This is a genomic window from Janthinobacterium sp. (genome assembly GCF_009923995.1).
GTDB lineage: Bacteria > Pseudomonadota > Gammaproteobacteria > Burkholderiales > Burkholderiaceae_D > Janthinobacterium.
Genome location: NZ_RFSK01000102.1, coordinates 1 through 10,875 on the forward strand (window position 1 = coordinate 1; position 10,875 = coordinate 10,875).

At 65.6% G+C, this 10,875-nt stretch carries 14 protein-coding genes; all 14 read right to left on the bottom strand.

What is annotated here, in order from left to right; translation table 11 throughout:
* On the bottom strand, window positions 1-547 hold a 547-nt coding region (locus tag EBS11_RS27130; RefSeq protein WP_290608393.1), incomplete at its 3' end, for a hypothetical protein.
* Entirely contained in the window at window positions 547-2,472 is a 1,926-nt protein-coding gene (locus tag EBS11_RS27135; RefSeq protein WP_290608395.1) for a hypothetical protein, read from the bottom strand. The genes EBS11_RS27130 and EBS11_RS27135, both read right to left, overlap by 1 nt.
* A complete protein-coding gene (locus tag EBS11_RS27140) occupies window positions 2,465-3,058 on the bottom strand; it encodes a hypothetical protein (RefSeq protein ID WP_290608397.1) in 594 nt (197 codons plus the stop codon). Before EBS11_RS27140 ends, EBS11_RS27135 begins: the two co-directional genes overlap by 8 nt.
* A 184-nt stretch (window positions 3,059-3,242) precedes the next feature.
* Complete coding sequence (locus EBS11_RS27145; RefSeq protein ID WP_290608399.1) at window positions 3,243-3,626, bottom strand: hypothetical protein; 384 nt, start codon at window positions 3,624-3,626, stop codon at window positions 3,243-3,245.
* A 22-nt stretch (window positions 3,627-3,648) separates the two neighbouring features.
* Window positions 3,649-4,167 carry a hypothetical protein gene (locus tag EBS11_RS27150; RefSeq protein WP_290608401.1) on the bottom strand — a complete coding sequence of 173 codons (519 nt, stop codon included), beginning with the start codon at window positions 4,165-4,167 and terminating at the stop codon, window positions 3,649-3,651.
* Window positions 4,168-4,176: 9 nt separating this feature from the next.
* Entirely contained in the window at window positions 4,177-4,590 is a 414-nt protein-coding gene (locus EBS11_RS27155) for a hypothetical protein (RefSeq protein WP_290608403.1), read from the bottom strand.
* Window positions 4,587-5,309, bottom strand: a complete 723-nt coding sequence (locus tag EBS11_RS27160; RefSeq protein ID WP_290608405.1) for a hypothetical protein — start codon at window positions 5,307-5,309, stop codon at window positions 4,587-4,589. Before EBS11_RS27160 ends, EBS11_RS27155 begins: the two co-directional genes overlap by 4 nt.
* Complete coding sequence (locus tag EBS11_RS27165) at window positions 5,310-5,756, bottom strand: hypothetical protein (protein WP_290608407.1); 447 nt, start codon at window positions 5,754-5,756, stop codon at window positions 5,310-5,312. It lies immediately after the preceding gene.
* A 6-nt stretch (window positions 5,757-5,762) separates the two neighbouring features.
* The gene (locus EBS11_RS27170; RefSeq protein ID WP_290608409.1) at window positions 5,763-5,906 is read right to left on the bottom strand and encodes a hypothetical protein; all 144 of its coding nucleotides are present in this window, start codon (window positions 5,904-5,906) and stop codon (window positions 5,763-5,765) included.
* A complete protein-coding gene (locus EBS11_RS27175) occupies window positions 5,903-6,550 on the bottom strand; it encodes a hypothetical protein (RefSeq protein ID WP_290608411.1) in 648 nt (215 codons plus the stop codon). The genes EBS11_RS27170 and EBS11_RS27175 overlap by 4 nt, the downstream gene beginning before the upstream one ends.
* Window positions 6,551-6,620: 70 nt before the next feature.
* Window positions 6,621-7,541 carry a hypothetical protein gene (locus EBS11_RS27180; RefSeq protein ID WP_290608413.1) on the bottom strand — a complete coding sequence of 307 codons (921 nt, stop codon included), beginning with the start codon at window positions 7,539-7,541 and terminating at the stop codon, window positions 6,621-6,623.
* A 131-nt stretch (window positions 7,542-7,672) separates the two neighbouring features.
* Window positions 7,673-8,299 (bottom strand): hypothetical protein, encoded by a 627-nt coding sequence (locus tag EBS11_RS27185; protein WP_290608415.1) that lies wholly within the window; start codon window positions 8,297-8,299, stop codon window positions 7,673-7,675.
* 18 nt (window positions 8,300-8,317) lie between these two features.
* Window positions 8,318-9,694 (bottom strand): hypothetical protein, encoded by a 1,377-nt coding sequence (locus EBS11_RS27190; protein ID WP_290608418.1) that lies wholly within the window; start codon window positions 9,692-9,694, stop codon window positions 8,318-8,320.
* A 108-nt stretch (window positions 9,695-9,802) separates the two neighbouring features.
* On the bottom strand, window positions 9,803-10,875 hold a 1,073-nt coding region (locus EBS11_RS27195), incomplete at its 5' end, for a hypothetical protein (protein ID WP_290608420.1).

The window sequence follows — 10,875 nt, forward strand, 5'->3', positions numbered from 1 at the left end:
CATGGACGGCACCCGTATACACGCCCGAGCCCGGGTCGTACACGCGCACCTTCGACCACGACCCGGCCAACGGGCGCGACCAGACCGCGATGTATCGGCTGGCCTCCTGAACGATGCAATACATAGACCCGTCAGCGCGGCTGATGGCGTGCGGGTCTTTCCACGCGCTCGCGGTGGTTGACCTGTCAACGAACTCAAACGCGCTGATCGTGCTGGGAGGATCCCAGCCGCGGTAGCTGGCGACGCTGGTATCTCCGCTGTCCCGCCACGCGAACGCAGCCGCGCCGAGGTTCAGCAGCGAGCCCACGACGGGGCCGGGGTTGCCGCCTCGCACGGCCGTTAGCTGATAGCTCGCGCCGTCTGCCTGCGTGCCGCTGGCCTGTAGCTCAGCGAGGCCGGTGGACTGCGCCGGGACAGGTCGGCCAGCCATGCCGCCTGCCTGCGAATAGCTTGCGCCGTTCGTCCCGGACGGGCTGATCGCACCGTTGCTGAACCGCCGATCCATCGTCAGCAGAGCGCGCAGCGTCGAGGGAGTCTGGTCGGCCATTACATGCTCCGGCGGTTCGTTCTGTTCAGCGCGTCAGTCAAGGCCGATGGCTGCGTCAGGAAGTCCTTGATGAACGGCCGGAAGGTCTGATGCCGGAACACGACCGGCGCCGTAGCTGCGCCCTGTCCGCGCGTCACGCCAGCGTTGGCCGCGGCGATGTTGCCCGCACCAAGCGCCGACGTGGCCGCGGGGCTTAGCACCGCCTCGGTTTTCAGCACCTTTGCCTGCATCTCGTCGGGCGCGTAGCCTTGATGGAACGTCGGCTCCTGCGCAGCGATGGCGGCCATGGACGCCGCACCCGCAGCGCCTGCGATCAGCGAGCCCGCGATACCGAACGGTGACGGAGGCGGCGACTCAGCGATGGCATTGATGACAGCCAACGCCGTGGAGGCCGCAGCCTCGGCCAGCTTTGCAGCCTTCGCCGCTGCGAACTGCTTACGTGCTGCGTCCTTGCTGGCGCCGATCCGAGCCTGTAGCTCGACCTGCTGCGCCTGCGTGTAGTATTGCTCGCCCGCGGCCAGCTGGTCAGTCAGTGCCGAGGCCATGTCCGCGGAGTGCTGGTACGAGGTCGATGCGCTATCGTCCAGCATAGCCAGCGCCTGCGAGGCGTAGCCGCCTACCGTATTGACTGCGTTCAGCGCGGCCTCGGCTCGGGCTCGCTGTGCGGCAATGGCCTCATCCGTTGCGGCTTGCTGTGCGTCCTGTTCTGCCTTGAGGTCTTTCGCGCGCAGCTCGTCGAGGTTCGCGTAGTAGTCATTCCAGACCGCCGCGCGCGCGTCGGCTGCGTGCTGCTCCACCAGCTCCTGAGCCTTCGCGCCGTCCGCACCCGCAGCGATGGCGGACGCGACAGCCTGCCGGCCGCGCTGCTCAATGTCGTCGATCTTACGCTGCGCCTCGTCCGCGAGCCGGCCGTATGCGTCCATCTGCGCGACCTGCGCCGCGTGGCCGATGTCGTCGATACTGGCAAGCGTTGACGTGTACCGCTCATTCGCGGCCGTGGCCTTGGCGACGGCTTCGGCTGCCGCGCGCTCGGCCTCTGCCCGGCGCTGCGCGGACTTGGCTGCGGCGTCCTGGCGCTCGCGCAGCACCTGCTCAGACTGGGCCTTCGCGTCGTTGTACTCGATCACGGCCAGCGCGTTTTCCTCGCCCTGTTTGGCGAGGTCGGTGTTTGTTTGGATCTCGCGCTGCTTCGCTGCGATCTGACCGCGCAGGGCTACGATGTCGTCCTTTCGGTTTGTCGTGTCATTGACTGCCGCTTGATACTGATCCTCAAGCGCTTTCTTGCTTGCGATGAGCTCTTTATTCGCCGCTGCCAGCGCTGCGGTGTAGTCCTCATGTACCTTTGCCGCGTCGGCATCGGACTTGCTCATTGTCCCGATAGCAACAGCCAGCGCATTGCGATCTGACGTGACCTTCGACGCCAGCGACGATGTAGCTTCCAACTGCCTAATAGACGCGGCCTCCAGCGCCTGCGAAGCCTCAAGCTCCGCGTTGTAGCTCTGATAGGCCAGATACAGACCGCCGATGGCAACGGCGACGGGGCCTGCGACAGCAAGCAGCGACCCCATGGAAACGCCCAGAGTCTCAGTCACGACAGACGCGACCTCCACCACGTCGGCGAGGTCGGCCACGTTCTGAGCCATGCCGCCAGCCGCGGGTGAAACCATAGACAGCGCGCCCGCCAGCTTCATCACGTTGGAGCCGGTCTTACCCGCTGCGTCGCCGATGCTGGCGGTTTTCGTGGTCGCTGCCTTCATGGCATCGCCGACCTTGGCGGCCTGCTTCTCGGCGTCTTTCAAGGACTTGTTCAGCGTCCCGACAATGGCCTTAGCTTCCTTGTCAGCACCCGGAGACAGGCGCTTCAGCTCGGCCAGAGCCTGATCCACCTTGATTTGGACATCTAAGCCAACAACCTGGTTACCCATTCTTCCGCCCCATGTTGCGCGCCATCGTCGCGCCGATCTGAATGGTTTTCGCGCCTACGGCGTCCTTCGCCGGCTTGTTCACGTAGATGGGTAGCAACGTCTTACCGTCAGACGCGCGCGGGCTCAGGACGCGAATTACCCAGTCGCCCGGCTTGATGCCCTGCGCCGGCTTTGCCACGCGAGCCACGCCGACACGCAGAGACGGCGAGGTACGAAAGAACTCCTCCCGCGTGACGGCTTTCAGCTCGCGGGCCGTGCGGCCTGGACGATGGACAAAGGACGGCACCAGCGCGCGAGTCTTACCGGCCTGTCGCTCGTCGGTGCTGCCGATACTGATCGTGACCACGCCCTTGTCGAGATTCGCAGTCACGATCACGTCGATGTCGCCAGACAGGCCCGTGCGCTTGACCACGCCCTGAGGGCCGTACCATTCGGCGCGGGCCTGCGCTGCCACGGGCTCGAGGATGGCCGCTACCTCGGCTGCGGCGCCGTTCGTCGCGTCGTGGATCGCAGCGTCCGCCCATGCCAGCAGGTCACCAGACATGCGCGCCGACACGCCGCCCTCGCGCCAGATCGTGACGCTCACTTCTTGCCCCGTGCCCGCTGCTCCAGCGCCAGCGCGCGCAGCTGTTCAGCCTGCGACGGTGCGGGCTTCGGTGCGTCGAGCTGGTGAAGGGCGAGCATCAGGGCTTGATCCTGCCGAGGTAAGCGGCTGAACCAGTGTATATCACCCTGCCCGTACCGGAGGGACAGACGCAGCGCGGCTAGGTTCAGCTGTCCGCGCTGCCCTTGGATTTTCCCAGCGCGTCGGCCACCTCGTCGGTGCGCGGGAACGCGGCCAGCAGGATCGCCGGGTACAGCACCGAGCCGGCCTCGATGATCTCCGACATCGGCACGCGCTGACGGTGGAGCCACGAATAGACCTCGCGGCCGTAGCTCACCGGGTCGTAGCTGTGTCGGCTGTAGCTGGCCTTGGACATGCGCCCGACCTCGGGACAGCACAGGGCAACCATGGCCGAATAGACGCGCAGGAGCTTCGGCCCTGTCGCGCCGTTCGCAGCGGTAAACAGCTCCTCAAGGAGCGCGTAATCGTCGGGGATGACCACGCGCTCAGGCTTGCCGAGAAGCGTGACCGTGGATGGTGTGTCGCCCATCGTTGGCCTCTATGTGTCAGGTTTAGGAAATGACCATGCCGTCAGTCGAGTACATCTTGGCGATGCCGTTGACGGTCACGGTCGAGCCGTCGCCCTCGGCCCAGTCCACGCTCAGCTCGCAATACTTGAGAACGAACGTGTCATCGGTAGTCGCGCCGAGGTTTGACCGCTCGGCCGTCCAGGTCAGGGTATGGTGGAACGTGTCACCGGCAGCGGTCGGCAACGTGCTGACCGCGGCGCTCCAATCCTTCTTGCGGAGGATGACATCGTTGATCGTCGGTGCGCCAGTCTCGCCCAACAGGCCGATCAGATGCGCGGTAAAGGAGAAGCTGAACTCCTTGTCCTTCACGTCGCGCGCCGCAAAAAACTTGCCGCGGCTGTAGAATTGCGCCGTTTCCTTGTTGGCCTTGTTCAAGCCAGAGATCTTGAAGTCGCCCATATCGTAGGCCACGGTATAGCTGAGCGGCGTCGGGCTTGTCGCGTCGGTGATGGTCAATACGCCGTCAGCCGATACAATGGGGGAGCTGGAAATGGTGGCCATGTGAGACTCCTAAGCGAGAAGGTGGATCGCGGAATACAGCTGTTCTATCCAGATCCAGCCGTCGGCGGCGGGCGTGCGGGACGTGGACCGCCAGACCAGCGCGGCGAGGCGCGGCCCATTCGGCCAGGCGCTGAGCTGCATCGCGTTGGCGATGCTCGTATCAAACGTCAGCATGGCGTCATAGGACGATACACGGTCTTTAGGCTGGAGCTGGTACGCGATCAGAACGCGGACATCCGACGCCACCAAATCCTTCCGGCCGTCGACCGGACGGGTATTGTCCATACCTACGCCGAACTCAAGATGCACGGGCGAACGCGTCGGAGCCCGCATGAACGCCACGGGCTCGGGGCTTTCGCGCGTCAGGCCGTAGCCGGTCGCAAGGTGCGCGGCGATCTGCTGCCTGACAGCGGTGACGCTCACACCCACCATCCGCCGTTGCGACGGCTACCGGCCCACATCGTACCGGTCGGGGACGTGCGAGCGCCCGGCGTGCCCTCGGCCTTGCCGGTGGTAGGCTCACACTGTGGGTAGCTCAGGACGCCCCACGCGCGCTCAAGGAGGGCTTCGTAGTGCAGCATCATTTCCCATTCCGCAGAGCCGGGGCCGCCGGTCGCAAAGTCGCGGAAGATGAGAACCAGCGTCTGATACGTGTGGACATCGCGCAGGGCTGACGGGGCCATGATCAGCCACGACTCAATGCGCGCCCATGCTTCGTCCAGGTAGTCCTGATAGCTTGTCTCGGTGGTCGGCATACGGCGCGCAAGGTCGGTATGCGACCGCAGGAGGTCCGCATCTGTCACGACCGGGTAAAGCCGGCGATACACAAGCGAGCCGTCGCGCCGGAACGTGTAGACCGTGCCGCTGATGGTCAGCGCCCACTCAAACCGCCAGCCGTCGCCGGGCTGATTGTTCGATAGAGCGGACGCCGTGACCGTGGCCTGAGCGACACCCCCGACGACGGTCACGGAGCCCGCAGAGATGGCGACGTTCTGCGGATCGTAGATCGTCAGAGCGCCAGACGCAGGCGTGACAAGCGCGCCCGCGTTGTAAACGGCACACGAAACAACGTTGTTCCGACCGGCCTCAAGAATCTCGGGGCCGATGAATCGGGCGGTGTACGTCGTTTCGCTGCCGGCCATTTAGAAACCCGCCCAGGTGTTCGACGTGGCCGACAGGCAGATCAGAACGCAGCCCTTGCCGCTGCTGGTCACAAAGGCCGCATCGGCGGCGGCGCCGTTGATGCTGCCACCGGACGGAGCGTAGACCTTGAGCGCCGAGGCCGCAACGCCGTTGCCAATGAAGATGACCTTGCCGTTGATCTTGTCGGCGGCGTTGACGCGCACGCCCTTGGTGCCGTCGGCCGCCGTGGTCGGGTAGTAGCTGGACGTGCCCGCAGGCAGGACACCCGCATCGGCGGTCGTGGTGCCAGCCGCGGCGGTCGACGCGCCGGGAGGGATGATCATACCGTCGTGAGCAATGTGCCCGCCCAGAAGCGAGCTATCGCCACCGTCCGGGTCATTCTTGACGATGAGGCCGGTGAAGCCAACAGCGGCGCGGAACTGGGAGGTCTTTTCGGGAACGGCCATGGTGTATCACTCCTTGTTTTTGGAACGGATCAGATCCTTTAGCGCCTGCTCGCGCAGCTTCTCGCTGCGCTTGACGGCATCCGCGCCGCCTTGCTCGTACGCCTTGCGTGCGAGGCCATCACGCGCCTTGCGCACTTCGGCCTCGGTCACGTCGCCGCCTTCGCGCGGCGCGCAGCCTTGGCAGGCTTCGCGGGCGTGGTCGCGTCCATCGCGGCCAGCGTGGCGGCTGCGGCCTCGGCACGGCGCGCGGCCTTGCCATCGCCCGAGCCGTCGCCGGCATCGCGCTCGTATTCGTCCTGTACGCGCCCGCGGATCAGCTCGATCACGTCGGGGTCGAGAGGCGGCAGGCGGCCGGATTCGACCAGCCCGCGCAGGTAGTCAAGGTGGGTATCGCGGTCATACTTGACGCGAACCTCATTCGCCAGCGGGGTAGGAACCATCCACACCGGCAGGTAAATCGTCGGGACTTTGCCGTTGGGAAGCTGGCGGCCGTCATACGCGGCGATGTATTCGGCCGCAGGCTCCACGATGATCCAGCCGCGGCGCATCTTCTCGGCCATGGCAAGCGACACGTCGCCGTCCTTGTCGACGCAGGCCACGCCCGGCGTGAAGTAGAGCGGCGCCAGATTCGGCAGCCATTCGCCCGTACCTTCTTCGTTCGCGTAGAACGTCCACCGCTTCGGATGGTACATCAGGCGGAAATCGGGGTAGTCGCTGGGATTGAGCGGCAGGCCAGCAGCTGCGCTGGTGGCTGCGGTGTAGCCCTTCGGGGCGTATGCGTTGACAAGTGCCATGTGTCGCTGACCTTGCGTTGGAGGATAGGGGAAAGCCCGGCCGACACTACGCCGGCCGGGCCGTACTTGATCAGGAGGCGCGGGTCTGGAGCTGGACGCCCATGCCGTCCTGAAGCTCGGCGAAGCCCACGTAGTAGTTTCCGACGATCTTGCTGATCGCGGCTTCGGGGGTGCGGCCCATCTCGACGTACATCTTGGTGCCCATGGGGTACATCACGCCGCCCGAGCCCATGATGGGGGCCGGGGTGCCGTCCGCGTAGCCAATGGCGCCGTAGCTGATGATGAAGCCCAGCTTGTCGGAACCGCTGGTCACGACCTTGGACGACACGAAGAAGTCGATGCCGAGGTAGCTGCCCGCGTAGCCCTGGCCCTTGATGGCGATCATGTCGGCGGTGGCCGGGATCCACTGGAGCGCGCCAGTTTCGGAGCGAAGCGAGTTCTGGAAGTCGGACAGCTGCTTCGGCGACACGACTGCGAGGAACGGGCCGGGAGCGGACACGGCCTCGAGCGCGGCGATGGCGCTGAAGATGTTGGTCACGGTCAGGGCCGCGCCGCTGGTGCCCACGACGGTGGAGAACGCCGAGCCGGCGGTGCAGATCATGGTCTGCGCGCGCAGGGTCGCAGCGCCCACCATGTCCTCAGCGCACCACGTCACGAGGTCGCCGACGCTGGCCCAGGTCTGGCCGGCGAGGTCGGTTACCTGACGATACAACGCCTGGCGGGCGACGGTGATCGAGACGTTCGCGTTGGTGAGCGCGGTCGAGAACACGCTGTCGCCGTCAGTCGCGGCGGCCATGGGGTCAAGGCCCTTGCCGACGATGCCCACCTTCTTGACGCTGGAGCCGGAGCCCGCGATGTCGCCCACGTAGGTGATGGCGGGATGGTTCATCAGGCTGGCGCGGTCGCCGAGCTTGAGCTGAAGTTCAGCGGCGAGAGTCGACGCGACAGTGAGATCGGACAGGGACGAATAAGTAATGGGAGCGTCAGCCACAGGGCACCTCGAAAAACAGGGTGAACGGGAAGGGTAATCGTGCTTCCGGCGTGCGCTCTGTTTTTACGGGGCTCGACCCGACCGCCTACGGTCTGTAGAGTGTGACACGCCACGGCGGACGTGTCAACGTGTCACTTGAGACTCGCCAGAATCGCGGCCCGATTCGCGGCGTAGGCCGCACGGCCGGCCGGCGTGCCAAGCATCTGCTGAATGGCCTGCGGCGTGAACGTCTTTACGGGCTCGGCCGACGGCGCAGCGCCTGCGTTCACCTTCGGCGCGGCGGGTGCCGGCGCGCTCTGCGCAGGTGCAGCCTCAGCAGGCGCAGTCGGCGCAGGGCTTGCCGGAGCGTCGGGCAAATACGCGCGAACGCCTTTCGGCAAAGCGTCACGGTTCGCCAGCCATTCGCTCAAGGTCGGCTTCGCGCCGCCCTCGCCGGGCTGGACGCGCGCGTAGGCCGCCTGCACAATGTCGGGCGCTTCGGGGTCGGTGATGCCGGCAGACATCATGGCGCGCTCGGTCTGCCACGTCGTCTGCTGCGCCTGCCATTCGGCCTGCGCCTTCTGGTACTCGGCTCGCGCCGTCTCGGCTTCGGTCTGCCAGCGGCTGGCCTCGGATGCCTTGGCCGTCAGGCTGTCGAGCTGCGCCTTCAGCGCGGCCTTCTCAGCGGCCAGCGCGACGATCCGATCTCGGGCCTTCGGCGTGCTGTCCTCGGGGATGTCGACCATCTCAACGGCGGTGGTAGTGGTGGTGTCGCTCATGTTGCCTCGGGGTGAGGGTTAGGGAAGGGTCAGGCGCAGGCGCTCGGCGTCGATACGCGCAAGCTCATTCGTCGCGGCCGATTCGGTCAGGCCCGGGTTTAGCTCCTGGTACGCGCGAACACGCGACAGCAGGCCAGCGCCCATCAGCTCGATCACGTTTGCGCGGCGGGCCTGTAGCTCTTCGGGCGAAAGCGGCAGGTCGCGGTACACGATCTGGTACCCGTACTCGGGCAGGGTCAAACCGGTCGCCCGGTTGTAGAGCGTGGCCGTTACCGAAATCAGCGCCTCGTCAGCGCGGCGGAAGATCGGCGCGTACCGGCGAGCGGCGGCGCGCTTGCCTTCGTTGCTGAGCGCGATGGCGTACCCGCTGCGTGCCGTTCCGCCCATGCGCTGAATATCCGCAGGCGGAAGGCCTGCGTCAATGGCGATGCGATTCGCCAGACTGGAAATGACGCCCTCGAGCGCCGCCGGGTCGGCGCCCGCCTGAAACTGGCCGATCAGCGGCTGGCGTCCCTCCTGCGTCGACTCGGCCCTCATAATGACCGCCGGATCGGCGATGACTTCGACACGCTGACTGAAGCTGTCAGACCCGGCCGGGATGGCGCCGACGAATCCACAGTCGAGCGTGTACCGCTGGGGGAATGACGCATCCCGCAGGACGTGCCCAAGAAAGGTGTAGTTCACGCCGAGGTCAAGGCAGGCCTGTACCGTCTCCCAGTTCCCGCGCCAGTTCCAGATACGGTCGCCGAGGCTTTCCGCATGGTACAGCACGTAGGGCAGGATCGGCGTGCCGTCGTTGCGGCGGTACGGGTAGGCCGCTCCGCTGAAGTCGCCGCCCAGCACCTCGAGGCTGATGTCTGCGCCCGTGCTGACCTGCTCCACGCGGTAGATCGGGTTTTCGGGCTCGTCTGGCTCGATGCAGATGTGATCCCAGCACCAGCCCCAGTCCTCCCGGTAGCGCATTTCCTTGACCTCGACAGGCTGATCGGGCTGGTCAGGGCTGCCTTCCATGATCAGCATGTCGGGGTAAACCGGACGATACTGAATCTCGCCAGTCGGCAGAACCGACACGCGCCACGCGCATTCGCGGAGCGCGATGGTCATGGCCTGAAAGCGCGGCATGCGAGGCCACAGTCCGGACGCCTGGATGGCTTGCGCGAACGGGCCATAGATCGGAGTATCGAGTACCCGTACCTCCGGCTCGGTCAGGTAGAGCGCGGCCGTTTCGCGCGCGATGCTGACAAGCGGCATGCAGGTGGTCTTTGCGATGCCCCATGCGTCCGCGCGTTCGCGCCCGACTTCGCGGGCCACGCGGTTTTGCAAGTCCTGCTCCCATGCGCCGTCCATCATTCGGCGTACCATTCGGGTATGTTCCCAGCGCATCAGCTCGCCCATGTCGTCGCCGGGAGGGGGAATGATGTACGGGCTATCTGACATAGACATCAGGCTACCTCACGCGAGTAACGGACGCGAACTGACGGCCCGCCGGGAAGATGTAATCTTTCAGAGCGTAAGCGCGTCTATCCTGTCCTTTGCGGGATGGTGTGCCGTGTAGTCCCAGCTCTCGATAGCCTCGACCAGCGGCCGGCAGCGCGAGCGGATGACGATGCGCTGAGAGGCCATGGCCTCATACAGATACCGGCAGCCTGTGTCCCTTGACCCGCCGCTCATCTTCTCCTTCGCGCCGAGGATGCGCGGGCTGATACCGGTCTGCGCCACCTGCATCTCAAGCGCGAGCCGGCGCGTAAGGTCGTAATTTCCCTTCCATTCGTGGCGGCCCTGCACGGGGTTATCGCCGTACACCGTCCGCAGCTGCCGCCATTGTAGGCCGTTGCGCTTGAGCATGCGCACGATGTCGGCAGCGAACATCGTTACGGTCGCGGTGCCCGGAAGGGCCACCATGTCCTCCACGATGATGCTTTCAGTCTGGCGTCCGTCGCCGCTCCGGCTCGGCTCGACACGCACCAGCACGGCTACCAGACCTTGCGGCCGGTCGGCGCTCGCGTAGTCAATGCCGATGTGCCAATAGCTCTCGCCGTCCAGCATGGCCGAATCGCTGACGTGCGCGGCGGCATTCCAGATCGGAGCGAACCACGCGCCTTGCGGCCTCATCTCCCAGAGGCCGTCCAGCGTGATGCCCGCCCAGCTGGCCGGCTCCTTCGCCCACATCGACGCGATCCACGCATCGTCGCAGGGCGTGCCGTCCTCGAGCGTTCGGATCTCGCCCGTGTCGACGTGACGCAGATTGTCGGTACTCAAGGTCGCGTGAACCTCGGGCATATGCCCGCGTTCGACCGCTTCGCGGATGTGTTCGACCGGGCCATTGATCGGGGTCAGGGTCATAATGACCCGGCCCGACTTGACCAACACGCGCTTCCGAAGCTCGCGCATCATCTCGGGGCTACACGGCTCATCGACCAGCACAAGGTCAACGGTCGCGCCCGCGACGGAGCGCGGGCCTTGATCGTCCGTGACCCACCGAATGGTCGACCCGTTGGCAAACTTTGTCAGCGGCCGGTTCGCCCCGTAGCCGGTCTTAGGGTTGTATTCGCAGTCGTCAGCCAGAGCGCCCGCCG